Consider the following 23,489-nt stretch of genomic DNA (forward strand, 5'->3'; position numbering starts at 1 on the left):
CGCGCTGCGCCGCTTCCGCGCCACGCGGCTTGGCTGCGGCGGCCCGTTTCGGCGCCGGGCGCGGGGTCTTGGCGGCCGCGCCACCCGGTGCCGCGCGCTTCGCCTTGGCGCCGGCGGCCTTGCGCGCCGGCGCCGCCGCGCCCACGGGCCTGCGGCTTCCCTCCGCCACCCCGGCCTTGCGGGCCGTCCTGGCGCCAGCCGCCTTCGGCCGCGCCGTCCTGGCACCACCCGTGCCGCCGGCGGCGCGCCGCCGGGGCTTCCTCTCCTCGCCCCCACCCGGGGGTCTCGTGCTGCGCGCGATGAGCGCCTCCCTCGGTTCCGAACCCTGTCGCGATGCTACACCGAAGCAGCCTGCTGCCAGCCCTCTGCGATCCATCCTGACACGCCGCCTTCCGCGCGGATCGCGGTGGCGGAGGCCGGGTGCTCCCGCGCCGGCACCACCGTCCAGGGAGCGTGGAGGGCCGGCGCGCCCTCGGCCAGCAACGCGCCCGGCCGCCTCCGGTGGCGCGCCAGGACCCGCGCCGCCCGCCCGCGCAGCGCCCGCCGCGTCTCTCCCGGCCGCGGCAGCACGGCGATCGGCGTCTCCCGCGCGATCTCCCGCCAGCGCCGCCAGCGCGGAAGCTGCGTCAGGTTGTCGGCGCCGATCAGCAGCACGAAGCGCGCGCGCGGGAAGCGACGGCGCAGCAGCGCCAGCGTGTCCGCCGTGTAGCGGGTGCCGAGCCGCGCCTCCAGATCCGTGGCGAGGATGCGCCGCCCGTCCGCGATCCGCTGCGCCGAGGCCAGGCGCTGCGCGAAGGGCGCCATGCCGCGCGCCGGCTTCAGCGGATTGCCCGGCGAGACCAGCAGCCACACCCGATCCAGCCCGAGCCGCCGCAGCGCCTGCTCCACCACGTGGCGATGCCCGGCATGGGCGGGGTTGAAGCTGCCCCCGAGCAGGCCGATGCGCGCGCGCCGCCGGTCGCCCCAGGGCCCCGGCGCCGCCAGCGCCCGGGGGGAGCCGCCCCGGACCGCCGCCATCCGCAGCCGGCTGCCCACCCGCTAGCGCAGCCGCACCGAGACCTCGACCGGTCCCGGCCCCAGCCCCTCGTAGCGCACGGTGTAGGTCTTGCCCGCCTCGGCCGGCACCGGCGGCGAGAAGCTGCCGAGGGAGACGTACTCCCCGGCGCGCAGACGCCGCCCCTCCCGCGCCAGGTCGCGCGCCAGCCAGGCGACGGCGTTCAGCGGGTGGCCGAGGATCGCCGTGCCCGGCGCGCTGGCGAGTTCCCGCTCGCCCTCGGAGAGGGTCACGCGCATGGCGCCGAGGCGGGCGGCGAACTCGGCCGTCGGCTCCACCGGAACCGGCGCGCCGACCACGCCGAGCCGTGCGCCGACATTGGCGGCAAGGATGTTGGGCAGGTCGGGCGGCCGGTCCGGCGGGAAGACCAGGTCGGGCAGCTCCAGGAAGGGGATCACCTGGTCGAGGTGGCGCAGGATCGCGACATGGTCCTCTCCCGCCGCCTCGACGCCGTCGCGGCCGATGCGCACCAGCAGGTCCGCCTCCACCGCCGGCACGGCGCCGAAGCGCGCCTCGATCTCGCTGCCCGAGGGGGCGCGCAGCGTGCCGAAGAAGATCGTGCCCCGCACCGGCTCGGAGAGGCCGAAGCGGCGCTGCACCTCGGGGTTGGTGAGGCCAAGCTTGTAACCCACCGCATCGCCCCAGGGCTGGGCCAGCAGCGCCACCAGCCGCTCCTGCGCGCAGCGCGCATCCTCCACCGAAAGGCCCTGATAGGGCGGCGGCGAGCGGCGCTCGATCAGCGCCGCGGCGAAGCGCGCCACCTCCGCCCGGTCGGGGCAGGCGGCGCGTGCCGGAACGGCGAGGGCGAGCAGCGCCAGGGCGCCGGAGGCGAGGCGGAGCATGCAGGGGCTTCCCTTCCGCGCGGAACGCCGCGCCAGTCTATGGCGACCCACTCCCCCCCTCAACGGAAGCGGACCGAGACGCTGACCGGCTCCGCCGCCATGCCCTCGTAGCGCAGCGTGTAGGTGCGGCCCGGCTCCGCCGGCACCGAGGGCGCGAAGCCGCCAAGCGAGACCAGGTCGCCCGCGCGCAGCCGCTTGCCACTCCTGCCCAGCGCCTCCACCAGCCAGGGGATCACGTCCAGCGGATGGCCGAGCAGCGCGCTGCCTTCCGCGCGCGCGATCTCGCGCGCATCGTCCGAGAACAGGACGGTCATGCCGGCGAGGCGGGCGGCGAACGCCTCGGTCGCCTCCGGCGCGATCGGCCGGCCGACCACGCCGAACCGCGCGGCGACGTTCACCGCGACCAGGTTCGGCCCGTCCACATTGCCGCGCAGCCCGACGGCGGGAAGCTCGATGAAGGGGATCACCTGGTCGAGGTGGCGCAGGATCGCCACGCGGTCGCGCCCGGCATCGTTGATGCCCTCGTCGCGCACCCGCACCAGCAGGTCGGCCTCGACGCCCAGCCGGACCTCCTCGCCGAACCGGGCGTCGATCTCGGCGCCGTCGCGCACCGCCACGGTCATGCCGAAGATGGTGCCGATGACCGGTTCGGAGAGGCCGAAGCGGCGCTGCACCGCCTCGCTGGTCAGGCCGACCTTGTAGCCGACGCCCGGCCCCCAGTGGCGCTCCAGCAGCGGCACCAGCTTGTCGCGGGCGCATTCCGCGTCGGCGAGGGAGAGCCCCTGCAGGGGCTCCGCCGGACGGCCCAGCACCAGCGACTGGGCAAGCTGGGCGACGGCCTCTCCGGGCGGGCAGGCGGCCTCGGCGGCGACCCCCGGCAGCATCAGGGCGGAGGCGAGCAGCAGGCGGCGCAGCATGGTTTCCTCCCTTGCCGGGAGAGGGTCAGGGCCTCACCTGCCCGCTCCCCAGCACATGGTAGCGGTAGGTGCAGAGCTGCTCCAGCCCGACCGGGCCGCGCGCGTGCAGCCGCCCCGTGGCGATGCCGATCTCGGCGCCGAAGCCGAACTCCCCGCCGTCGCAGAACTGGGTGGAGGCGTTCCACATCCCCACCGCGGAATCCAGCCCGTCGAGGAACTCCCGCGCCGCCGCCTCGTCGGCGGTGACGATCGCCTCGGTGTGCTCGCTGCCGTAGCGGCGGATATGGGCGAGCGCGTCCTCGACCCCGTCCACCACCCTCACCGAGAGGACGGCGTCCAACCATTCGGTGGCGAAGTCCTGCTCGGTCGCGGCGGGCAGGTCGGGGAGGATGGCGCGGGCGCGCGCATCGGCGCGGACCTCGCAGCCGAGCGCGCGCAGGTCCGCGACCAGCAGCGGCAGCAGCGAGGGCGCGATGGCGGCGTCGATCAGCAGCGTCTCGGTGGCGCCGCAGATGCCGGTGCGGCGCATCTTGGCGTTGGCGAGGATGCGCCGCGCCATCTCCGGCTCGGCGGCGGCGTGGACGTAGGTATGGCAGAGCCCCTCGGCATGGGCGAGCACGGGCACCCGCGCCTCTTCCAGCACGCGCGTCACCAGCCCCTTGCCGCCGCGCGGCACGATCAGGTCGATGAGGCCGCTCGCGCGCAGCATGGCGCCGACGAAGGCGCGGTCGGCGGTCGGCGCCACCTGCACGGCGGCCTCCGGCAGCCCGGCGGCGCGGAGGCCCTCGGCGAGGCAGGCATGGATCGCCGCGGCGCTGCGCGTGCCCTCGCTGCCGCCGCGCAGGATCACGGCGTTGCCGGACTTCAGGCAGAGCGCCGCGGCGTCGGCGGTGACGTTCGGCCGGCTCTCGAAGATCATGCCGATGACGCCGATCGGCTGGGCGACGCGGCGGATGAGAAGACCGTTGGGCCGGGTCCATTCCGCCAGCACCCGGCCCACGGGATCGGGCAGCGCGGCGACGTCCTCGAGCCCCTGCGCCATCGCCTCGATGCGCGCCGGCGTCAGGGTCAGGCGGTCGCGGAAGGCGGAGGTCAGGCCGGGGGCGGCGGCGAGGTCGGCCTCGTTGGCGGCGAGAATCGCCGGCGCCTCCCGCCGGAGCGCCGCCGCGGCGGCGGCGAGCGCCCGGTCCTTCGCCGGCCGCGGGGCGCGCGCGAGGGCGGCGGCGGCGGCGCGGGCGGCGCGGGCGGCGGCTTCCAGCAGGCGGGCGGCGTCCTCGGCGATGGCGTTCATGGCGGCACCCCGTATCCAGGGAGGGGATGCCTAACCTGCGCCGCTCCCCGCCGGAAGGGGCGCCCTACAGCACCACCAGGTCGTCGCGGTGGATCACCTCGTCGCGCCCGCGCCAGCCGAGGATCGCCTCGATCGCCTCGGAGCGGTGGCCGGCGATGCGGCGCGCATCCTCGGCGTCGTAGGCGGAGAGGCCGCGCGCCACCTCCCGCCCCGAGGGGTCGCGCACGCTCACCGGGTCGCCGCGGTGGAACTGCCCCTCCACCGCCCGCACCCCGGCCGGCAGCAGCGAGGAGCCGCGCGCGAGCGCCCGCGCCGCGCCCTCGTCCACCACCAGCGCGCCGAGCGGGGCGAGGCTGCCCGCGATCCAGCGCTTGCGCGCGCTCCGCCCCTCCGGGGCCGGCAGGAACCAGGTGCAGCGCGCCCCCTCCTCCAGCGCCCGCAGCGGGTGCGGGGTCTTGCCGAGCGCGATCGCCATGGCGCAGCCCGCCCCGGTGGCGATGCGCGCTGCGATCAGCTTGGTGCGCATGCCCCCCGAGGAGTAGCCGGGCGGCGGCTCGCCCCCCATGGCCATGATCTCCTCGGTGACGCGCTCCACCACCGGCAGGTGGCGCGCCTTCGGGTCACGGCGCGGATCGGCGGTGTAGAGCCCGTCAATGTCGGAGAGCAGCACCAGCGCGTCCGCCGCGATCATCTCGGCGACGCGCGCCGCCAGGCGGTCGTTGTCGCCGAAGCGGATCTCGGCGGTGGCGACGGTGTCGTTCTCGTTGATGACCGGGACGCAGCCGAGGTCGAGCAGCGTGCCGAGCGTGGCGCGGGCGTTGAGGTAGCGGCGGCGGTCCTCGCTGTCCTCCAGCGTGAGCAGCAATTGCGCGGCGTTCATCCCCTGGCCTGCCAGCGCCGCGGCCCAGGCGCCGGCGAGGCGGATCTGCCCCACCGCCGCCGCCGCCTGCTTCTCCTCCAGCCGGAGGCGTCGGCGCGTGAGGCCGAGCGCGTGGCGGGCGAGCGCGATGGCGCCGGAGGAGACGATCGCCACCTCCACCCCGCGCGCGCGCAGCGCCGCGACATCGGCGGCGACCGAGGCGAGCCACGCCTCGCGCGGCGCCGCCGTGCGCTCCTCGACCACCAGGGCCGAGCCGATCTTCACCACCACGCGCCGCGCCGCGCCGAGCGCGGGGGCAGCCTGCGCCGTCCGTTCCATGGGCGGGGCGCATAGCACGCGCCCCGGCGCGCGTCAGGCGGCGGCCTCCAGCTTCTCGGAGAGCTCCAGCCACTCCGCCTCCAGCGCCTCGGTCTCGCGGGCGATGGCGGCGCGGCGGGCGGTGGCGCGGGCGATCAGGTCGGGCTTGCCGCCCGCGTACAGCCGCGGGTCGGCGAGCGCCTCGTCTATGGTCGCGGCCTCGCGCGCCAGGGCGGCGAGCGCCGCCTCCACCCGCCTCAGCCGCTCGCGCAGGGGGGCGAGGGCGGCGCGCGCCTCGGCCCGGCCGCGGCGCTCCTCGCGGCGGGTGGGGGCGGCGTCCCGCCCGGGGGCGGGGCGGGCGCGTTCGGCGAGGTCGGCCCGGTACTCGTCAAGATCGCCCTCGAAGGGGCGCACCGTGCCCCCGGCGACCAGCCACAGGCGGTCGGCCACCAGCGTCACCAGGTGCGGGTCGTGGGTGATCAGCACCACCGCGCCGCCATACTCGGCGAGCGCCTTCACCAGCGCCTCGCGCGCGTCGATGTCGAGGTGGTTGGTGGGCTCGTCGAGGATGAGGAGCTGCGGCGCCTCCCGCGTGCAGAGGGCGAGCAGCAGCCGCGCCTTCTCCCCGCCCGAGAGGGCGGCGACCACGGTGGTGGCGCGGTCCTCGCCGAGGCCGAAGCGGGCGAGCTGGGCGCGGCACTGCGTCTCGCTCGCGCGCGGCATCAGCGCCTGGATGTGCGAGAGCGGCGTGCCGGCGGGATCGAGCTCCTCGGCCTGGTGCTGCGCGAAGTAGCCGACCTTCAGGCGCGGCGCGCGGTGCATCTCGCCCCGCAGCGGCGCGAGCCGCCCGGCGAACAGCTTCGCCAGGGTGGACTTGCCGTTGCCGTTGGCGCCGAGCAGCGCCACGCGGTCGTCCTGGTCGAGGCGCAGGTCGAGGTCGCGCAGCACCGGCCGCCCGTCATAGCCGACGGCGACGCGGGAGAGGGAGAGCACGGGCGGCGGCAGCGCCGCCGGCTCGGGGAAGGCGAAGCGGGTGGGCGCGTCCTCCACCACCGCTTCGATGGGCGGCATCCGCTCCAGCGCCTTCAGGCGGGACTGCGCCTGGCGCGCCTTGCTCGCCTTGTAGCGGAAGCGGTCCACGAAGGCCTGGATGCGCGCCCGCTCCGCCGCCACGCGCTCGTTCTGCGCCGCCTGCTGCGCCTGCCGCTCGGCGCGGAGGCGCACGAAGGCGTCGAAGCCGCCGGGGTAGAGCGCGATCCTGCCGCGGTCGAGATGCGCGATCGCGTCCACGCAGCGCTCCAGCAGGCCGCGGTCGTGGGAGACGACGATGGCGGCGCCGGGGAAGCGCGCGAGCCAGCCCTCCAGCCACAGCGTCGCCTCGAGGTCGAGGTGGTTGGTCGGCTCGTCCAGCAGCAGCAGGTCGGGCTCGAGGAACAGGGCGCGGGCCAGCGCCACGCGCATGCGCCAGCCGCCCGAATACTCGCCCACCGGCCGCGCCTGCGCCGCGGCGTCGAAGCCGAGCCCGTCGAGGATGGCGGCGGCGCGGGCCGGCGCGCCCTCGGCGCCGATGGCGATCAGCCGGTCGTGGATCTCGGCCAGGCGGTGCGGGTCGGGCTGCGCCTCCGCCTCGGCGAGCAGCGCGGCGCGTTCCTCGTCGGCGGCGAGCACCGTCTCCAGCAGGCTCGCCCCGCCCCCCGGCGCCTCCTGCGCCACATGGCCGAGCCGGGCGCGGGCGGCGAGACGGATCTCCCCGCCATCGGGCTGGATCTCGCCGATGATGGCGCGCAGCAGGGTGGACTTGCCGGCGCCGTTGCGCCCGACCAGCCCGACCTTGCGGCCCGGATCCAGGGCGAGGTCGGCGCCCTCCAGCAGGGCGCGGCCGGCGATGCGTAGCGTCAGGCCGCGGATGGCGAGTACGGTCATGGGCCGGGCTGTAGCACGGAAGGGGCGCGGCCGGGCGGGCGGGGCGCCGCGCTACATCGTCGCCCCGAGCACCCAGGGCGCGAATTCCGCCGTGCCGAAGTCGAAGGTCTCGCTCTTGGTCCGCTCGCCGGAGGCGACACGCAGCATCAGGCGGAAGATGCGCTCCCCCGCCTGCTGCACGCTCTCCTCGCCGGAGAGGATGGTGCCGCAGTTGACGTCCATGTCCTCGGCCATCCGCTCGTACATCGGCGTGTTGGTGGCGAGCTTGATGGAGGGCGCGGGCTTGGCGCCGAAGACGCTGCCGCGGCCGGTGGTGAAGCAGACGAGGTTGGCCCCGCCCGCCACCTGCCCGGTCGCCGCCACCGGGTCGTAGCCCGGCGTGTCCATGAAGACGAAGCCCCTGGCGGTGACCGGCTCGGCGTAGCGGTACACCTCGACCAGGCTGGTGGTGCCGGCCTTGGCCATGGCGCCGAGCGACTTCTCGAGGATGGTGGTCAGCCCGCCCGCCTTGTTGCCGGGGGAGGGGTTGGCGTCCATCTCCGCGCCCTCGCGCGCCGTGTACTCCTCCCACCAGCGCATCAGCGCGACCAGCTTCTCGCCCACCTCGCGGCTCACGGCGCGGCGGGTCAGCAGGTGCTCGGCGCCGTAGGTCTCGGGCGTCTCGGAGAGGATCACCGTGCCGCCGTTGCGCACCACCAGATCGGAGGCGGCGCCGAGGGCGGGGTTGGCAGTGATGCCAGAATACCCGTCCGAGCCGCCGCATTGCAGCGCGACGCAGAGCTCGCCGGCCGGCACCGGCTCGCGCGCCACGCGGTCCGCCTCCGCCAGCACCTCGCGCACGAAGGCGATGCCGGCCTCCACGGTCCGGCGCGTGCCGCCCATCTCCTGGATGTCCATGCTGCGCAGCCGGCCGGAGAGGCGCTGCTCCTCCAGCAGGCCGCCGATCTGGTTCACCTCGCAGCCGAGGCCGATGCCGATCACGTGCGAGAAGTTGGGGTGTCGCGCGAAGCCGCCGAGGGTGCGGCGCAGCAGGCGCAGCGGCTCGCCCTGGGTCATGCCGCAGCCGGTCTTGTGGGTCAGCGCCACCACCCCGTCCACGTTCGGCCATTCGGCGAGCGGATCCTCGCCGGTGAGCGGGTTGCGGCGGAAGGCCTGGGCGATCAGCTCGGCGACATGGGCCGAGCAGTTCACGCTGGTCAGGATGCCGATGTAGTTGCGCGTCGCCACCCGCCCGTCCGGGCGCCGGATGCCCTGGAAGGTGGCGGGCACCGGCACGGGCTCGGTCGGCCGCGCATCCACCCCCCAGGCGTAGTCGCGCGCGAAGTCGCCCATGGCGAGGTTGTGGCCGTGCACCCACTCCCCGGGCGCGATCGGCCGCGTGGCGAAGCCGATGATCTGGCCGTAGCGCCTGACCGCCTCGCCCGGCGCATGGCCGCGCACCGCCACCTTGTGCCCGGGCGGGATGCGCGCCGCGGCCGCCACGCCCGGCGCCACCGGCGTGCCGGGCGGCAGGGCCTGGCGGGCGATCACCACCCCGTCCTCGGGGTGCAGGCGGATGACCGGCGGCTGGGTGACGGCGTCCATGGCGTCCTCTGTCCCTCGGGCGCCGCATCCTACCCCGGCGGGGCACGGGCGTCTTGCCCTCGCCCGCCGCGGCGCCCATGCTGCGCCCGGACACCTGGGGGAGCCCCCGATCGGGGCTGAGAGGCGGGCACGCGGCCCGCGACCCCTGGAACCTGATCCGGTTAGGACCGGCGAAGGGAGCGGTGCCACCCGTTCGTCCGCGGCCCCCTCGGCCCCGCCCGCGCGGGGCGCGGCAGGCCGCGGCGCGGCGCCCCTCCCCCTTCCGGCCGCCGGGGGGAGAGAAGGCCATGCGCCGCCGATCGCTGCTCGCCGCCGCCGCGGCATCCCTCGCCGCCCCCGCCCTGGCGCAGCCCGCCCGGGCGCGCACGCTGCGCTTCATGCCGCAGGCGGCGCTCGCCGTGCTGGACCCGATCCTCAATCCCACCACCATCGTCACCACGCATGGCTACTGCGTGTTCGACACGCTGTACGGCGCGGACTCCCGGATGCGGCCGCGGCCGCAGATGGCGGAGGGGCACGAGGTCTCGCCCGACCGCCTCACCTGGACCATCCGCCTGCGCGAGGGGCTGCGCTTCCACGACGGCGAGCCGGTGCGCGCGCGCGACTGCGTCGCCTCCCTCAGGCGCTGGGCGGTGCGCGACGGCTTCGGCCAGGTGCTGGCGGCGGCGGTGGCGGAATGGGGCGCCACGGACGACCGGACGCTGACGATCCGCCTGCGCCGTCCCTTCCCCGCGCTGCTCGATGCGCTGGCCAAGCCCGCCGCCAGCCCCGCCTTCATCATGCCGGAGCGCACCGCCGAGACCCCCGCCGACCGCCCGATCACCGACATGACCGGCAGCGGCCCGTGGAAGTGGGTGGCCGGCGAGTACGTGCAGGGCAGCCGGGCCGTCTATGCCCGCAACGAGCGCTACCTGCCGCGCGACGAGCCGGCGGACGCCGCCGCGGGCGGCAAGCGCGTGCATTTCGACCGGCTGGAGATGGTGTGGATCCCGGATGGCGGCACCGCCGTCGCGGCGCTGCGCACCGGCGAGATCGACTGGATCGAGTACCCGCTGCCCGACCTGGTGCCGGTGCTGCAGCGCGAGCGCGGCGTCACCACCCAGATCTACGACCCGAACGGCTTCCTCGGCTTCCTCCGCTTCAACCACCTGCACAAGCCCTTCGACGAGGTGCGGGTGCGCCGCGCCATCCGCGACGCCATGGTGCAGGAGGACTACATGGCCGCGGTGGCGCTGCCCGGCGACTGGCGGGAGTGCCACGCCATGTTCCCCTGCGGCCTGCCCGGCGTGGTCGAGTTCGCCCCCGCCGCGCGCGGCCCGGCGGCGCTGGAGCGCGCCCGCGCCGCGCTGCGCGAGGCGGGCTACGCCGGCGAGCCCGTCGTGCACATCAACCCCACCGACTTCCCCGCGGTGACGCAGCAGGGCCGCGTCACCGCCGACCTGATGCGCCGCCTCGGCGTCGCCATCGAGCTGGTGGAGGGGGACTGGGCCACCACCGTGGCGCGCCGCGCGCGGAAGGAGCCGCCGGCGCAGGGGGGCTGGAACCTGCACAACACCAACTTCCCCGCCGCCGCCATCGCCAACCCCGCCGTCAGCCCGATCATCCGCGCCCATGGCGAGCGCGCCTGGTTCGGCTGGCCCTCCGACGCCGGCATCGAGGAGATGGTGCAGGAGTGGATCGCGGCGCCTGACGCCGAGGCGCAGGCCCGCGCGATGGCCGAGCTGCAGCGCCGCGCCTGGGAGTCGGTGCCCTTCGCGCCGACCGGCCTGTTCCGCCTGCGCACCGCCTTCCGCGCCGACCTCACCGGCGTGCTGCAGGGACCGAACCCGTTTCTGTGGAACCTGCGGCGCGGATGAGGGGAGGGGGCGGCGGTCCGCTCAGCAGTTGCTCGGCAGGATCGCCAGCTCCTCCAGCCGCCCGTCCACCACGAAGTCGCCGAAATCCATCTTCAGCTCGTCGGCCACGCCGTTCTCCCAGTAGCGCAGCCCGACCTCGTAGCTCGGCGCGCTGGCGCCGCCCCCGCCCGTGTCCTGGCGGTCGAAGAAGGCGACGCGCATCCGCGCGCTGGCGAGGGCGGAGAGGGCGGGGAAGCGCTCGTTCGCCTGCGGGGCGTGCCAGCCGGCGATGACGGTGGTGCTGTCCTGCGCGCCGTCGGCGCTGGTGCCGTCGAAGAGGGGGGCGATCAGCATCCGCCCCCCCTCGCGCGCCGTCTGCAGGGCGCGGAGCGTGTGGCGCATCGGCAGCAGGGTGCCCTCGGGCAGCGCCTCCTCCTTCGCCTCCGGCTCGGTGTAGCGGACCCGGCCGCTGCCGTCGGCGCGCAGCTCCGCCTCCCCGGCGATGCGCTGGGAGACGGCGCCCTCCGTGGTCTGGGTGAGGGAGAAGCGCAGGCTGCGCCCGTCCTTGGTCTCGTAGGTGGCGTAGTCGGAGGCGGTCTCGATCTGCTGGCCGTCGCGGTCGGTCAGCACCAGGGTGAAGCGCTGGCGCGTCGCCCAGCCCTCGCAGGCGTCGAGCACCTCGAACACCATCACCCCGCGGGCGCCGGCGATGCCCGCCGGGTCCCGGGCGCGGTCGAGCGACAGCGCGTAGCCGGCCCGGTGCGCCGCGAGCGCCTCCGGTCCCGGCCGGGGCTCGGCGGCGCGCGGCGCGGCCGGCAGCAGGGCGGCGGCGGCCAGGCCGAGCAGCAGGCGGCGCGCGCCCCTCGCCTGGCGCGATGCGGCTCCGATGCGGCTCTGGTGGGGCATGGGATCTCCCTCGGGAAGGGTCCGCCGCCGTCGCGGCGCGTGCCGTGCGCGGGCAGGGTCCGTATCTAGGAAGCCTTGCCGCCCGGCGCACCCTTGGCCGGCGGCAGATCGAGGCGGAGGTGCAGCTCCTTCAGCCGCGCCGGCTCCACCGGGGCGGGGGCGCCCATCATCAGGTCCTCGGCCTGCTGGTTCATCGGGAACAGGATCACCTCGCGGATGTTGGGCTCGTCCGCGAGCAGCATGACGATGCGGTCGATCCCCGGCGCCGAGCCGCCATGCGGCGGCGCGCCGTAGCGGAAGGCGTTCAGCATGCCGCCGAAGCGCTCCTCCACCTGCGCCGCCGTGTAGCCGGCGATCTCGAAGGCGCGGATCATGATGTCCGGGCGGTGGTTGCGGATGGCGCCGGAGGAGAGCTCGATGCCGTTGCAGACGATGTCGTACTGGAACGCCTTGATCTCCAGCGGATCCATCGTGTTCAGCGCCTCGAGCCCCCCCTGCGGCATGGAGAAGGGGTTGTGGCTGAACTCGATCTGCCCGGTCTCCTCGTTGCGCTCGTACATCGGGAAGTCGGTGACCCAGCAGAAGCGGTAGGCGTCGCGCTCGCAGAGGCCGAGTTCCTGCCCCAGCCGGTTGCGCGCCGCGCCGGCGAGCTTCGCCGCCTCGGCCGGCCTGCCGGCGGCGAAGAACACGGCGTCGCCATCGGCGAGGCCGCAGGCGGCGCGGATCGCCGCGGCGCGCTCCGCCTCCAGGTTGCGCGCGATCGGCCCCCTGGCCTCGCCGCCCTCGAAGACGATGTAGCCGAGGCCGGCCGCACCCTGCTCCCTCGCCCATTCGTTCATGCCGTCGAAGAAGCTGCGCGGGCGCGCCGCCGCGCCCGGCGCCGGGATCGCGCGCACCGCGCCGCCCGAGGCGGCGATCCGCGCGAACAGGCCGAAGCTGCCGCCGGCGAAATGCTCCGTCACGTCGCGGATGCGGAGCGGGTTGCGCAGGTCGGGCTTGTCCGAGCCGAACTCCAGCATCGCCCGCTCGTAGGGGATGCGCGGGAAGGGCGGCGGCGTGACCGCCCGCCTGGTTCCCGTGAAGTCCGAGAACTCCTCGAACACCCCGGCGAGCACCGGCTCGATCGCGGCGAAGACGTCCTCCTGCGTGACGAAGCTCATCTCGAAGTCGAGCTGGTAGAACTCCCCCGGCGAGCGGTCGGCGCGGGAGGCCTCGTCGCGGAAGCAGGGGGCGATCTGGAAGTAGCGGTCGAAGCCCGCCACCATGATGAGCTGCTTGAACTGCTGCGGCGCCTGCGGCAGGGCGTAGAAGGTGCCGGGATGCAGGCGCGAGGGCACCAGGTAGTCCCGCGCCCCCTCGGGCGAGGAGGCGGTGAGGATCGGCGTCTGGAACTCGGTGAAGCCGGCCTCGATCATCCGCCGCCGGATCGAGGCGATCACCGCCGAGCGCAGCATGATGTTGCGGTGCGGCTTCTCCCGCCGGAGGTCGAGGAAGCGGTAGCGCAGCCTGAGCTCCTCCGGGAACTCGGCCTCTCCCGCCACCTGGATCGGCAGCACCTCGGCCGCCGACTGCACCTCGAGCTCGCGCACGCGGAGCTCGACCTCCCCGGTCGGCAGCCTCGGGTTCACCGTGCCGGGCTCGCGCAGCACCACCTCGCCGGTGAGGGTGACGACGCTCTCCGGCCGCAGCGCCTCGGCGGCCCCGAACACGGGCGAGCCCTGGGCGACCACGCACTGGGTGATGCCGTAATGGTCGCGCAGGTCGAGGAACAGCAGCCCGCCATGGTCGCGCTTGCGGTGCACCCAGCCGGAGAGGCGCGCCGTCCGGCCGGCGTCGGAGGCGCGGAGCGCGCCGCAGGTGTGGGTGCGGTAGGCGTGCATCGGTCGGGAAACCCTGGATCGCGGGCGGAAACGGCCCGGCAGAGAGGGTCCCCCGGCCGCGGAAGTCAACCCCGGGATGCGCGTCCCCACCCCGGCGGCCGGGCCGCCCTCAGGCGCTCGCCGCGTCCAGCGCCGCCACCGTCTCGGCGTCGAGCGCGAGCCGCGCTGCCCCGACCAGCTCGGCGAGCTGCTCCGGCGTGGTGGCGGAGGCGATCGGCGCGGTGATGCCGGGCTTCGCCATCTGCCAGGCGAGCGCCACCTGGGCCGGCGTCGCGCGGTGGCGCGCCGCCGCCTCGTCCAGCGCCGCCAGGACGCGCATGCCGCGGGGGGTCATGTACTGCGCCACGCTGCGCCGGCCGCGCGGGCTCTTGTCGAGGTCGGACTCCGAGCGGTACTTGCCGGTCAGGAAGCCGGAGGCGAGGGAGAAGTAGGGGATCACCCCCACCTCCTGCTCGCGGCAGAGCGGCAGCAGGTCGGCCTCGATCGCCCGTTCCATCAGGTTGTGGTGGGGCTGCAGGCTCTCGTAGCGCGGCAGGCCGTGGCGCGCGCTCGCCTCCAGCGCCGCCCTGAGGCGCGGCGCGGCGTAGTTGGAGGCGCCGATGGCCCGTACCTTGCCCTGCTCGATCAGCCTGGCGAAGGCGCCGAGCGTCTCCTCGACCGGCACCGTCTCGTCGTCGCGGTGCGCCTGGTAGAGGTCGATCCGCTCCACCCCGAGGCGGCGGAGCGAGTCCTCCGCCGCCCGCGCGATCCAGGCGGGGGAGAGGCCCTTGCCGCGGCCCGGCATCTCCATGCCGCACTTGGTCAGGATCAGCACCCTCTCGCGCATCCCGGGGCGGGCCTTCAGCCATTCGCCGATCAGCGTCTCCGACTCGCCGCCGGAATGGCCCGGCACCCAGTAGGAATAGACGTCGGCCGTGTCGATGGCGTTCAGCCCGGCCTCGACGCAGGCGTCGAGCAGCCGGAAGGACATCGCCCGGTCGGCCGTCCAGCCGAAGACGTTGCCGCCGAAGATCAGCGGCGGCACCTCGATCCCCGACCGGCCCAGTGCCCGCTTGCGCATCCGCCCCTCCCTTCGCCTGTCTGCCTCGGCCGGGCAGAGTGCCGCGCCGGCCCCCCGGCCGCCAGCCCCCGCGGCGGCGGATCTCCCCTCGTCCCGCCACGGGCCGCGTCGCGATCCTCCTGGCGGATCACGCTTCCGGACCTCGCCGGGCGGCCGTTTCGTCGCTCCGGCGATTCCACCCTTGCGGATCAGACGCTAGAACCCTCCCGACATGAGCCGCCGCCAGCCCGCGCCGGAACCCGCCCCGGCGCTGATCACCACCACCGACGACCTCGCCGCCCTCTGCGACCGCCTCCGCGCGGAGCGCTTCGTCACGGTGGACACCGAGTTCATGCGGGAGCGCACCTACTGGCCGGAGCTCTGCGTGGTCCAGCTCGCCGGCGAGCGGGAGGTGGCGGTGGTGGACGCGCTGGCCGAGGGGCTCGACCTCGCCCCGCTCGGCGCGCTGCTGGCCGACCCGAGGGTGGTCAAGGTGTTCCACGCCGCGCGGCAGGACGTGGAGATCTTCCTGCTGAAATTCGGCGCGGTGCCGGTGCCGATCTTCGATACCCAGATCGCCGCCATGGTCGCGGGCTTCGGCGACCAGGTGAGCTACGACGCGCTGTGCCGGGCGCTCGCCGGGGCGCACATAGACAAGGCGCACCGCTTCTCCGACTGGTCGGCCCGCCCGCTCTCGGCCAGCCAGATCGCCTACGCGGCCGCCGACGTCACCCACCTGCGGAAGATCTACGCCGGCCTCACCGCCCGGCTCGAGCGCGAGGGGCGGATGGAGTGGGTGGCCGAGGAGATGGCGGCGCTGGCCGACCCCGCCACCTACCGCGTGGACCCCGAGACGGTGTGGGAGCGGCTGCGGCCGCGCACCCACAACCGCCGCTTCCTCGGCCTGCTGCGGGCCATCGCCGCCTGGCGGGAGCGGGAGGCGCAGCGCATCAACATCCCCCGCCAGCGCCTGGTGAAGGACGAGACGCTGCTCGAGATCGCCGCCACGGCGCCGGAGACGCCGGCCGAGCTTGCCCGCGCCCGCGGCATCTCCGAGGGCTTCGCCAAGGGCAAGAGCGGCGCCTCCCTGCTCGCCGCGATCCGGGAGGCGAAGGCGCTGCCGGACTCCGCCCTGCCCGAGGCGCCGAGGGACCGTGCCGGCCCCGCGCCCTCGCCGGCGCTGGTGGCGCTGCTCAAGGTGCTGCTCGCCGCCAAGAGCGAGGAGCACCACGTCGCCCCGCGGCTGATCGCCAGCGGCGAGGATCTCGACCGCCTCGCCGCCGAGGCGACGCCGGACCTGCCGGTGCTGCACGGCTGGCGGCGGGAGGTGTTCGGCGAGGCGGCGCTGGCGCTGAAATCCGGCCGCCTCGCCCTCGGCGTCGAGGGGCGCCGGGTGACGCTGGTGCGGCCGGGCTGACGGGGCGGATCGCGGGCGGTCCGAAACGGCGGGAGCGAGGAAGCCCGCCCCGCGAGCGAGGAGGTGGCGCCGTTGCTGCGGACACGGCCGGGCGAGGGCGGCTCCAGGGGCGTGCGGCTGATCGCCGTCGGCCGGCTGCGCGCCGGGCCGGAGGCGGCGCTGTTCGCCCACTACGCCGCCAGGCTGCGCCCGCCGCCTGCCGTCACCGAGGTGCCGGAGGCGCGCGGCAGCCCCGCGGAGGTGCGGCGGCGGGAGGGGGAGGCGCTGCTCGCCGCCCTGCCGCCGGGGGCGCTGGCGGTGGCGCTCGACCTGGGCGGCGAGGCGCCGACGAGCGAGGCGCTGGCCGCGCTGCTCGGGCGCTGGGAGGCGAGCGGCCGCCCGCTCTGCTTCCTGATCGGCGGCGCCGAGGGGCTCGATCCGGCGGTGCTGGCGCGGGCCGACCACCGCCTCTCGCTCGGGCCGCTCACCTGGCCGCATTTCCTGGTGCGCGGCCTGCTGGCCGAGCAGCTCTACCGCGCCCGGACCATCCGCGCCGGCCACCCCTATCACCGCGCCTGGCGGCCGGAGCGCTGAGCCGGGGCCCGCGCCGGCCCGGCGCGGGGCGGCGTCACGCCCCCGGCCGGTTCCGGCCCTCCGCGATCCGCTCCAGCCCGGCCGCGTAGGCGCCCAGCGCGTCGGCGACCAGGGCGGCATGGCCCCCGGCGCTAGGCTCCCCCGGGATCTGCCCGTCGGCGATCAGGTGGGCGAGGCCATGGACCAGCGCCCAGGCGCCGATCGCGGCGTGGCGCGCCCGCGCGCCCGGCGGCAGGCCGGCCGCGGCCACCGCCGCGTGCAGCACGTCGAGGGCGGCGCGCGCCGCCTCCCGCAGCGGCGGGTGCGCCCCCTTGTCGAGGCCCGGGCCGAACATCAGCAGGTAGAGCGCCCGGTGGTCGCGGGCGAAGCCGAGATAGGCGCGGCCGGTCGCCCGCAGCCGCTCGCCGGGCGGCGCGCCGGCGGCGGCCTCGGCCAGGGCGGCGGCGAGGCGGCGGAACCCCTCGGCGGCGAGGGCGGCGAGCAGCGCCTCGCGGTCCGGGAAGTGGCGGTAGGGGGCGTTGTGGGAGACGCCGGCGGCGCGCGCGATCTCGCGCAGCGAGAGGGCGGCGGGCCCGTCGCGGGCGAGGCGCTGCTCGGCGATGGCGAGCAGCGCGCGGCGCAGGTCGCCATGGTGGTAGGGCGCGGCGGCCGGCGGGCGCGGCCCCCGCTCCTCCGCGGCCGCTCCGCCCGGCGGGGCTGCCCGCCGCCCGGAATCGCGCTTCTGTGATGTTGGCATCGTCAACACCCGGCCTATGTTGGCATCGCCAACATGCCCGCCACGGCCCGCCGCGGCAAGGAGGAAGCCCCGATGCTGTTCTTCGCCATCCTTGCCCTCGGCACCGCTGTCGCGGCCCTGGCGGCGCGGCTGGGCGCGCCGGGCCTCGCCGCCTGGCCCGCGCGGATGCGGATCGGCCTCGCCGCCGGGCTGCTGCTGTTCGGCGCCGACCACCTGCTCACCCCGGCGCGCTACCTGGCCATGCTGCCGCCGGCGCTGCCCTTTCCCGGCCTGATCGTCGCCGCCACCGGCCTGTGCGAGATCGCCGGCGCCCTCGGGCTGCTGGTGCCGCGCCTGCGCCGCCTCGCAGGGTGGATGCTCGGCCTCTACTTCGTCTGCGTCTTCCCGGCGAACATCCGGAACGCGCTGACGGCCGGCGCCGGGATCGAGGGGCTGTCGGCGCTGCCGGCATGGTATTTCTGGGTGCGGCTGGCCCTGCAGCCGCTCGCGGTGTGGTGGGCGCTGCGCGCGGCGGAGGTGATCGCCTGGCCCGCGCCGCGCCGCAGCCGCGCCTGGCGGGAGGCGTGACATGCGCGGCCATCTCGTGCTCGCCCTCGCGGCGTTGCTCTGGGTCGGCGTGCATCTCGGCATCGCCGGCACCCGGCTGCGCGACGCCATCGCGGCACGGCTGGGGGAAGGCGGGTTCCGCGCCGGCTTCTCCCTCCTCTCCGTCGCCGCCATCGTCTTCCTGGTCGGCAGCTACAACGCCGCCGCCACCGTGCCGCTGTGGCACGCGCCCGGATGGCTGCGCTGGCTGCTGGCGCTCGCCATGCTGCCGGCCTTCGTGCTGTTCGTCGCCGCGCTGCGCGGCAACCCGACGGCGCTGGGCGGGGCGGAGGCGCTGGCGCGGGCGCCGCGCGGCATCCAGCGCGTGACGCGCCATCCGATGCTGTGGAGCTTCGCGCTCTGGGCCGCGGTGCACATGCTGGGCAACGGCGACACCGCGAGCCTGCTGTTCTTCGGCGCCTTCCTGGTGACGGCGCTGGCCGGGATGCCCTCGATCGACGCCAAGCTGGCGCGGCGCGACCCGGAGGGCTGGGCCGCCTTCGCCGCCCGCAGCTCCGCCCTGCCTGGCGGCGCCATCCTCTCCGGGCGCAACCGGCTGGTGCCCTCCGAGATCGGATGGGGGGCGCCGCTGCTCGGCCTCGCCGCCTGGGCGGCGCTGCTGCACCTGCACCGCGCCCTGTTCGGGGTGGCGCCGCTGCCGCTCTCCCCTTGATCCCGGGGCGCGGCGCCGCCATTCCTGCCCGCCGAACGCCCAGGGAATCCCTCGATGCAGGAAGTCCTGACCGCCGCGGACGCGGAGGACACGCCGCGTGCGCGCCTCGCCCGCCTCATCCTCTCCGCGCGCTTCCAGCACGGCGTGATGGCGCTGATCCTGCTCAACGCCGTCATCCTCGGTCTTGAGACCTCGGAGAGCCTGATGGCCTCCTACGGCACGGTGCTGGTGGCGCTGGACACCGTGCTGCTCTGGCTGTTCACGATCGAGATCGGGCTGCGCATCTACGCCTTCCGCGGCCGCTTCTTCCGCGACCCCTGGGGGCTGTTCGACCTCGCCGTGGTGGGTATCGCCTGGGTTCCGGCCGCCGGCCCCTTCGCCGTGCTGCGGGCGCTCAGGGTGCTGCGCGTGCTGCGCCTCATCACCGTGATGCCGAGCCTGCGCCACGTGGTGGAGGCGATGCTCCACGCCCTGCCCGGCATGGGCGGGATCGTGCTGCTGATGGTGCTGATCTTCTACGTCTTCGCGGTGATGGCGACCAAGCTGTTCGGCGAGGCGATGCCGGAGCGCTTCGGCACGCTCGGCGCCAGCCTGTTCACCCTGTTCCAGCTCATGACGCTGGAATCCTGGGCCGAGGCCACGGTGCGCCCGATCCTGCAGCAGCAGCCGCTGGCCTGGCTGTTCTTCGTGCCCTTCATCCTGATCGCCACCTTCGTGGTGCTGAACCTGTTCATCGGCGTGATCGTGGAGAGCATCCAGACGCTGCGCGCACAGCGCGAGAGCGCCGACGTCAGGGCGCAGCAGGCGGTGGCGGAGGAGGCGCGCAGCGAGGCGCAGGCGGATGCGCGGCTGCTGCTGGCCGAGATCCGCGCGCTGCGCGCCGAGGTGGCGGCGCTGCGCCGCGCCGGCAGCGCGCGGGGCTGACGCCTTGCCCCTCCCGCCGCCCCGGCGCAGGCTGGGGGCCGGACGGAGGGGGACGGCGATGGGCGAGACCGGCACGGGAGGCCCGGCGGCCGGACGGCTGCAGGCGAGGCCCCGCCGCGTGGCGGAGGCGGCGCCCTGGCCGCTGCCGCCCGGGCTTCACCCGCTCGGCCAGGGCGGGGCGCGGGACGGCCGGCTTCGCGTGCCCGCCGCGCCGGGCGCGGGCGCCCTGCCGCTGATCGTCATGCTGCACGGCCATGGCGGCGGCGCCGAGCGGATGCTGCGCCGCCTCGGCCCGGTCGCCGAGGCCGGGCTGGTGGCGCTGCCCGAGAGCCTCGGCGCCACCTGGGACGTGCTGGAGGGCGGCTACGGGCCGGACGTGGCGCGGCTCGACGCGGCGCTGGCGCGCCTGTTCGCCGCCTGGCCGGTGGATCCGGCGCGGCTCGCCATCGGCGGCTTCTCCGACGGCGCCTCCTACGCCCTGTCGCTGGCGCTGATGAACGGCGACCTGTTCAGCCACGCCCTTGCCTTCTCCCCGGGCTTCGCCGCGCCGCTCGGCATCGAGGGGCGGGTGCGGATCTTCATCAGCCACGGCAGGGCGGACCCGATCCTGCCGATCGGGACCTGCAGCCGGCGCCTGGTGCCGGGGCTGCGCCGCGCCGGCTTCCCGCTGCGCTACCTCGAGTTCGAGGGCGGGCACGAGATCCCGGAGGCGGTGGCGCGGGAGGCGCGGGACTTCCTGCTCGCCGGTTGAGCCGCCGCGCCGCGGGTGCCAGCATCCCCCGCGCACCGGATCGGGGGGAACGCCATGGAACAGGGCATCAGCGAGGACCTGCGGGGCAAGGTCGCAATCGTCACCGGCGCCGGCTCGCGCCCCGGCGAGGGGGTGGGGAATGGCCGCGCCGCCTCCATCCTGCTCGCCCGCGCGGGGGCGCGCGTGGTGCTGGCGGACGCCGTGCCCGAATGGGCCGAGGAGACGCGCCGCATGATCGCCGAGGAGGGCAGGGGCGAGGGCGTGGTGGTGCAGGCCGACGTGACCAGGCCCGAGGATTGCGCGCGCATCGTCCGCACCGCGGCGGAGCGGTGGGGGCGGCTCGACGCGCTGGTGAACAACGTGGGCATCGGCGGCCCCAGGGGCACGGCGGAGGAGGTGGAGCTCGAGGCCTGGACCCACGGGCTGCTGGTGAACGTCACCTCGATGATGCTGATGGCGAAGCACGCGGTGCCGGAGATGCGCCGCGCGGGTGGCGGCGCCATCGTCAACATCGCCTCGGTCGCCGGGCTGCGCGGCGGGCACCCGCACCTGCTCTACCCCACGAGCAAGGGCGCGGTGGTGAACATGACCCGCGCCATGGCGGTGCACCACGCCAAGGACCGCATCCGCGTGAATTGCGTCTGCCCCGGCATGGTCTACACGCCGATGGTGCAGCAGGGCGGCATGACGCCGGAGCGGCGCGAGGCGCGGCGCCTGCGCTCCATCCTGCAGACCGAGGGCACGGGCTGGGACGTGGGCGCGGCGGTGGTGTTCCTCTGCGGCGGCAACTCCCGCTGGATGACCGGGGCGATCGTGCCGGTGGACGCCGGCGCGACCGCCGTGGTGACGCTGCACAGCGCCTACGGGGAGGGGTGAGGCATTCCTCCGGCGCCGGCGCGGCGGCCGCGGCGGGCCGCCGCCCGGCGTTCCGGCGCCCTACCGGCCCCCGCCGGCGGCCTGCCGCCGCGGATCATCCGCGGGGTGGACGTAGGTCAGGGTCCAGGGGCCGGTGCTGTTGAGCTGGACCACCGTCTCCTCGCGGGTGAAGGCGTAATGCGCCATGCCCGGCGGGAAGGCGAAGAAGCCGCCAGCGGGCAGGGGCTTGGTCCGCTCCTGGTCGGCCATCTCGCCCATGCCCAGGTGGAAGGTGCCGGAAAGGACGGTGACGATCTCCGGCCGCCCGTGGGTGTGGGGCGGAATGGCGTAGTTCGCGGGCAGCCTGAGGCGCATCGCGAACGGGCCTTCCGAGCCCGGGTCGCCGTACAGGACGGCCATCTGGGCACCCGGCGGGAGGGAAGGGGGCCCCGCCCGCCAGGCGATCTCCTCGGGGGTCGTGATGGTGTGCGTCGCCTCGGCCGGCGTCTGCTGCGCCGGGGCGGTGGCGGCGGCTCCGGCCAGGGCCGCGATGCCGAGCGCCAGTGGGTGATGCCATGGGATGCGCATGCTGCATCCTCCTGCGGCGTGAAGCCGTCTTGGGCTCCCGGCTGACCATGAAATGCCGGAGCAGGTGCGCGCGTTCCCCGGCGCCTTGCCCTCCCCGCCCGCCCGGCGGTAAGGCCGGGCGGCCACCGCGCCGGAGAGAGGATGCCCATGCCCCCCCGCCCCAAGCCCGTGATGCTCGTCGTCCTCGATGGCTGGGGCTGGCGCGAGGACCCGGCGGACAACGCCGTGCGCCAGGCCCGCACCCCGAATTTCGGCCGCCTGTGGGAGAGCTGCCCGCACGCCTTCCTGCGCACCTCCGGCGAGGATGTCGGGCTGCCGGCGGGGCAGATGGGCAATTCCGAGGTCGGGCACCTCAACCTCGGCGCCGGGCGGGTGGTGATGCAGGACCTGCCGCGCATCGACCGTGCGGTGGCCGACGGCTCCCTCGCCCGTGCCCCGGCGCTGACCGGGCTGATCGGGAAGCTCGCGGCGAGCGGCGGCACCTGCCACCTGCTGGGCCTGGTCTCCCCGGGTGGGGTGCACAGCCACCAGGCGCACGCGGCGGCGCTGGCCCGGGTGCTCTCCGGCGCCGGCATCCCCGTGGCGCTGCACGCCTTCACCGATGGGCGCGACACCCCCCCGCGCGCCGCCGCGGACTACCTGCGCGCGCTGCTGGCGGAGATCGGCGGGCTTCCCGGCCTGCGCGTCGCCACCGTCATCGGCCGCTACTGGGCGATGGACCGCGACCGGCGCTGGGATCGGGTGCGCAAGGCCTACGACGCCATGGTGCTGGCCCGCGGCGAGGCGCGGGCCGCCGATCCGGTGGCGGCGGTCGAGGCGGCCTATGCCAGGGACATCACCGACGAGTTCGTGCCCGCTACCGTGATCGGCCACTACGCCGGAATGCGTGACGGCGACGGGCTGCTCTGCTTCAACTTCCGCGCCGACCGGGTGCGGCAGATCCTCGCCGCCCTGCTCGACCCCGGCTTCGCGGGCTTCCCGCGCGAGCGCACCATCCGCTTCGCCGCCGCCGCCGGCATGACCGAGTATTCGCGCGAGCTGAACGAGCACATGGCGACGCTCTTCCCGCCCGAGAGCATGGAGGACATCCTCGGCGCCGTGGTCGCCAGGGCCGGCCTCGCCCAGCTCCGCATGGCGGAGACCGAAAAGTATCCGCACGTCACCTACTTTCTGAACGGCGGCGAGGAGCGGCCCTTCCCGGGCGAGGAGCGGATCATGGTGCCCTCCCCCAAGGTCGCCACCTACGACCTCAAGCCCGAGATGTCGGCCCCCGAGCTGACGGAGAAGGCGGTGGAGGCGATCCGCGCCGGCCGCCACGACCTGATCGTGCTGAACTACGCCAACCCCGACATGGTCGGCCACACCGGCAGCCTTCCGGCGGCGATCAAGGCGGTCGAGGCGGTGGATGAAGGCTTGGGGCGCATCGCCGAAGCGGTGCGCGCCCGGGGCGGGGCGCTGCTGGTCACCGCCGACCACGGCAACGCCGAGATGATGCGCGACCCGGAGACCGGCGGGCCGCACACCGCCCACACCACCAACCCGGTGCCGGTGCTGCTGATGGGCGGCCCGCCGGGCGCGGCGCTGGCCGAGGGGCGGCTTGCCGACGTGGCGCCGACCCTGCTGGCGCTGCTCGGCCTCGAACAGCCCGCGGCGATGACCGGCCGCTCGCTGCTGCGGGGCGGGTGAGGCGGCCGGCCCCGATCCTGCGCCGGCTGCCGGCGCTGGCGCTGCTGCTGCTCGGCGCCGTGGCTGCCGCGCAGGCGCCGACGCGCGAGGAGGTGCGTGACGCGCAGCGCGCCGCCGCAGCGGCACGCGAGGCCGCGGAAGCGGCCGCCCGCGCCGCCGCGGAGGCGGCGGAGGAGGAGCGGCTGCTGGCCGAGCGGCGGGTCGCCGCGGCGCGGCGCGTGCAGGCCGCCGAGCAGCGTCTGCAGGAGGCCGA

General features: G+C 75.8%; 22 protein-coding genes and 1 riboswitch. Of the genes, 10 read left to right on the forward strand and 12 right to left on the reverse strand.

Features of this window, described 5'->3' with window-relative positions:
- Positions 1 to 336: 336 nt before the first annotated feature.
- The 7 genes from ET526_RS18365 to ET526_RS18395 form a co-directional block, all read right to left on the reverse strand.
- Entirely contained in the window at positions 337 to 1,017 is a 681-nt protein-coding gene (locus tag ET526_RS18365) for a nicotinate-nucleotide adenylyltransferase (RefSeq protein WP_135469961.1), read from the reverse strand.
- Positions 1,018 to 1,038: 21 nt separating this feature from the next.
- Positions 1,039 to 1,896: a 2-keto-4-pentenoate hydratase gene (locus ET526_RS18370; protein WP_135469963.1), complete on the reverse strand. Its 858-nt coding sequence runs from the start codon at positions 1,894 to 1,896 to the stop codon at positions 1,039 to 1,041.
- Between the two features lie 59 nt (positions 1,897 to 1,955).
- Positions 1,956 to 2,813, reverse strand: a complete 858-nt coding sequence (locus tag ET526_RS18375; protein ID WP_135469965.1) for a 2-keto-4-pentenoate hydratase — start codon at positions 2,811 to 2,813, stop codon at positions 1,956 to 1,958.
- A 25-nt stretch (positions 2,814 to 2,838) separates the two neighbouring features.
- A complete protein-coding gene (locus ET526_RS18380; RefSeq protein WP_135469968.1) occupies positions 2,839 to 4,104 on the reverse strand; it encodes a glutamate-5-semialdehyde dehydrogenase in 1,266 nt (421 codons plus the stop codon).
- 64 nt (positions 4,105 to 4,168) lie between these two features.
- Positions 4,169 to 5,302 (reverse strand): glutamate 5-kinase, encoded by a 1,134-nt coding sequence (gene proB, locus ET526_RS18385; protein ID WP_135469981.1) that lies wholly within the window; start codon positions 5,300 to 5,302, stop codon positions 4,169 to 4,171.
- Between the two features lie 33 nt (positions 5,303 to 5,335).
- The gene (locus ET526_RS18390; RefSeq protein WP_135469984.1) at positions 5,336 to 7,204 is read right to left on the reverse strand and encodes an ABC-F family ATP-binding cassette domain-containing protein; all 1,869 of its coding nucleotides are present in this window, start codon (positions 7,202 to 7,204) and stop codon (positions 5,336 to 5,338) included.
- 51 nt (positions 7,205 to 7,255) lie between these two features.
- Entirely contained in the window at positions 7,256 to 8,788 is a 1,533-nt protein-coding gene (locus ET526_RS18395) for a UxaA family hydrolase (protein WP_135469986.1), read from the reverse strand.
- Positions 8,789 to 8,874: 86 nt separating this feature from the next.
- Positions 8,875 to 8,985: riboswitch (TPP riboswitch) on the forward strand.
- Positions 8,986 to 9,075: 90 nt separating this feature from the next.
- Here ET526_RS18395 and ET526_RS18400 point away from each other — a divergent pair.
- Positions 9,076 to 10,644 carry an ABC transporter substrate-binding protein gene (locus ET526_RS18400; RefSeq protein ID WP_135469988.1) on the forward strand — a complete coding sequence of 523 codons (1,569 nt, stop codon included), beginning with the start codon at positions 9,076 to 9,078 and terminating at the stop codon, positions 10,642 to 10,644.
- A gap of 21 nt (positions 10,645 to 10,665) precedes the next feature.
- On the opposite strand, the gene ET526_RS18405 is transcribed toward ET526_RS18400, so the two are convergent.
- The 3 genes from ET526_RS18405 to ET526_RS18415 all read right to left on the reverse strand — a co-directional run bounded on the left by ET526_RS18405 (position 10,666) and on the right by ET526_RS18415 (position 14,469).
- Positions 10,666 to 11,529: a cell envelope integrity EipB family protein gene (locus tag ET526_RS18405; protein WP_135469990.1), complete on the reverse strand. Its 864-nt coding sequence runs from the start codon at positions 11,527 to 11,529 to the stop codon at positions 10,666 to 10,668.
- 65 nt (positions 11,530 to 11,594) lie between these two features.
- Complete coding sequence (gene aspS / locus ET526_RS18410; protein ID WP_135469992.1) at positions 11,595 to 13,409, reverse strand: aspartate--tRNA ligase; 1,815 nt, start codon at positions 13,407 to 13,409, stop codon at positions 11,595 to 11,597.
- A 109-nt stretch (positions 13,410 to 13,518) separates the two neighbouring features.
- The gene (locus ET526_RS18415) at positions 13,519 to 14,469 is read right to left on the reverse strand and encodes an aldo/keto reductase (protein ID WP_135469994.1); all 951 of its coding nucleotides are present in this window, start codon (positions 14,467 to 14,469) and stop codon (positions 13,519 to 13,521) included.
- A gap of 211 nt (positions 14,470 to 14,680) precedes the next feature.
- On the opposite strand from ET526_RS18415, the gene rnd reads away from it, so the two are divergent.
- Both rnd and ET526_RS18425 read left to right on the forward strand, forming a co-directional pair.
- Positions 14,681 to 15,865, forward strand: coding sequence for a ribonuclease D (gene rnd, locus ET526_RS18420; RefSeq protein WP_135469996.1), 1,185 nt, complete (start codon positions 14,681 to 14,683; stop codon positions 15,863 to 15,865).
- Between the two features lie 111 nt (positions 15,866 to 15,976).
- Positions 15,977 to 16,438, forward strand: coding sequence for a 23S rRNA (pseudouridine(1915)-N(3))-methyltransferase RlmH (locus tag ET526_RS18425; protein WP_135470014.1), 462 nt, complete (start codon positions 15,977 to 15,979; stop codon positions 16,436 to 16,438).
- A 34-nt stretch (positions 16,439 to 16,472) separates the two neighbouring features.
- On the opposite strand, the gene ET526_RS18430 is transcribed toward ET526_RS18425, so the two are convergent.
- Entirely contained in the window at positions 16,473 to 17,174 is a 702-nt protein-coding gene (locus ET526_RS18430) for a TetR/AcrR family transcriptional regulator (RefSeq protein ID WP_135469998.1), read from the reverse strand.
- A 72-nt stretch (positions 17,175 to 17,246) separates the two neighbouring features.
- Between ET526_RS18430 and ET526_RS18435 the strand changes: the two genes are divergently transcribed.
- The 5 genes from ET526_RS18435 to ET526_RS18455 are packed head-to-tail and all read left to right on the forward strand — an operon-like array spanning position 17,247 to position 20,983.
- Positions 17,247 to 17,741: a DoxX family protein gene (locus tag ET526_RS18435; RefSeq protein ID WP_204623709.1), complete on the forward strand. Its 495-nt coding sequence runs from the start codon at positions 17,247 to 17,249 to the stop codon at positions 17,739 to 17,741.
- Between the two features lies 1 nt (position 17,742).
- Positions 17,743 to 18,432, forward strand: a complete 690-nt coding sequence (locus ET526_RS18440; RefSeq protein ID WP_135470000.1) for an NnrU family protein — start codon at positions 17,743 to 17,745, stop codon at positions 18,430 to 18,432.
- A gap of 54 nt (positions 18,433 to 18,486) precedes the next feature.
- Positions 18,487 to 19,356, forward strand: coding sequence for an ion transporter (locus ET526_RS18445; protein ID WP_135470002.1), 870 nt, complete (start codon positions 18,487 to 18,489; stop codon positions 19,354 to 19,356).
- Between the two features lie 58 nt (positions 19,357 to 19,414).
- On the forward strand, positions 19,415 to 20,107 hold the full coding sequence (locus tag ET526_RS18450; protein ID WP_135470004.1) for an alpha/beta hydrolase: 693 nt from the start codon (positions 19,415 to 19,417) through the stop codon (positions 20,105 to 20,107).
- A gap of 54 nt (positions 20,108 to 20,161) precedes the next feature.
- Positions 20,162 to 20,983, forward strand: a complete 822-nt coding sequence (locus tag ET526_RS18455; protein ID WP_135470007.1) for an SDR family NAD(P)-dependent oxidoreductase — start codon at positions 20,162 to 20,164, stop codon at positions 20,981 to 20,983.
- 60 nt (positions 20,984 to 21,043) lie between these two features.
- Here ET526_RS18455 and ET526_RS18460 read toward each other — a convergent pair whose 3' ends face one another.
- Positions 21,044 to 21,550 (reverse strand): cupin domain-containing protein, encoded by a 507-nt coding sequence (locus ET526_RS18460; protein ID WP_135470010.1) that lies wholly within the window; start codon positions 21,548 to 21,550, stop codon positions 21,044 to 21,046.
- Positions 21,551 to 21,697: 147 nt separating this feature from the next.
- On the opposite strand from ET526_RS18460, the gene gpmI reads away from it, so the two are divergent.
- Positions 21,698 to 23,236 (forward strand): 2,3-bisphosphoglycerate-independent phosphoglycerate mutase, encoded by a 1,539-nt coding sequence (gene gpmI, locus ET526_RS18465; protein ID WP_135470012.1) that lies wholly within the window; start codon positions 21,698 to 21,700, stop codon positions 23,234 to 23,236.
- A partial coding sequence (locus ET526_RS18470; RefSeq protein ID WP_192898723.1) for a hypothetical protein occupies positions 23,233 to 23,489 on the forward strand: 257 nt, incomplete at its 3' end. The genes gpmI and ET526_RS18470, both read left to right, overlap by 4 nt.

It is taken from the genome of Crenalkalicoccus roseus (assembly GCF_004761865.1).
GTDB lineage: Bacteria > Pseudomonadota > Alphaproteobacteria > Acetobacterales > Acetobacteraceae > Crenalkalicoccus > Crenalkalicoccus roseus.

Excerpts from the sequence above, each read along its gene's own strand:
- ET526_RS18365 (WP_135469961.1), bottom strand. The coding sequence starts at position 1,017 with ATGGCGGCGGTCCGGGGCGGCTCCCCCCGGGCGCTGGCGGCGCCGGGG.
- ET526_RS18370 (WP_135469963.1), bottom strand. The coding sequence starts at position 1,896 with ATGCTCCGCCTCGCCTCCGGCGCCCTGGCGCTGCTCGCCCTCGCCGTT.
- ET526_RS18375 (WP_135469965.1), bottom strand. The coding sequence starts at position 2,813 with ATGCTGCGCCGCCTGCTGCTCGCCTCCGCCCTGATGCTGCCGGGGGTC.
- ET526_RS18380 (WP_135469968.1), bottom strand. The coding sequence starts at position 4,104 with ATGAACGCCATCGCCGAGGACGCCGCCCGCCTGCTGGAAGCCGCCGCC.
- proB (WP_135469981.1), bottom strand. The coding sequence starts at position 5,302 with ATGGAACGGACGGCGCAGGCTGCCCCCGCGCTCGGCGCGGCGCGGCGC.
- ET526_RS18390 (WP_135469984.1), bottom strand. The coding sequence starts at position 7,204 with ATGACCGTACTCGCCATCCGCGGCCTGACGCTACGCATCGCCGGCCGC.
- ET526_RS18395 (WP_135469986.1), bottom strand. The coding sequence starts at position 8,788 with ATGGACGCCGTCACCCAGCCGCCGGTCATCCGCCTGCACCCCGAGGAC.
- ET526_RS18400 (WP_135469988.1), top strand. The coding sequence starts at position 9,076 with ATGCGCCGCCGATCGCTGCTCGCCGCCGCCGCGGCATCCCTCGCCGCC.
- ET526_RS18405 (WP_135469990.1), bottom strand. The coding sequence starts at position 11,529 with ATGCCCCACCAGAGCCGCATCGGAGCCGCATCGCGCCAGGCGAGGGGC.
- aspS (WP_135469992.1), bottom strand. The coding sequence starts at position 13,409 with ATGCACGCCTACCGCACCCACACCTGCGGCGCGCTCCGCGCCTCCGAC.
- ET526_RS18415 (WP_135469994.1), bottom strand. The coding sequence starts at position 14,469 with ATGCGCAAGCGGGCACTGGGCCGGTCGGGGATCGAGGTGCCGCCGCTG.
- rnd (WP_135469996.1), top strand. The coding sequence starts at position 14,681 with ATGAGCCGCCGCCAGCCCGCGCCGGAACCCGCCCCGGCGCTGATCACC.
- ET526_RS18430 (WP_135469998.1), bottom strand. The coding sequence starts at position 17,174 with ATGCCAACATCACAGAAGCGCGATTCCGGGCGGCGGGCAGCCCCGCCG.
- ET526_RS18435 (WP_204623709.1), top strand. The coding sequence starts at position 17,247 with ATGCTGTTCTTCGCCATCCTTGCCCTCGGCACCGCTGTCGCGGCCCTG.
- ET526_RS18440 (WP_135470000.1), top strand. The coding sequence starts at position 17,743 with ATGCGCGGCCATCTCGTGCTCGCCCTCGCGGCGTTGCTCTGGGTCGGC.
- ET526_RS18445 (WP_135470002.1), top strand. The coding sequence starts at position 18,487 with ATGCAGGAAGTCCTGACCGCCGCGGACGCGGAGGACACGCCGCGTGCG.
- ET526_RS18450 (WP_135470004.1), top strand. The coding sequence starts at position 19,415 with ATGGGCGAGACCGGCACGGGAGGCCCGGCGGCCGGACGGCTGCAGGCG.
- ET526_RS18455 (WP_135470007.1), top strand. The coding sequence starts at position 20,162 with ATGGAACAGGGCATCAGCGAGGACCTGCGGGGCAAGGTCGCAATCGTC.
- ET526_RS18460 (WP_135470010.1), bottom strand. The coding sequence starts at position 21,550 with ATGCGCATCCCATGGCATCACCCACTGGCGCTCGGCATCGCGGCCCTG.
- gpmI (WP_135470012.1), top strand. The coding sequence starts at position 21,698 with ATGCCCCCCCGCCCCAAGCCCGTGATGCTCGTCGTCCTCGATGGCTGG.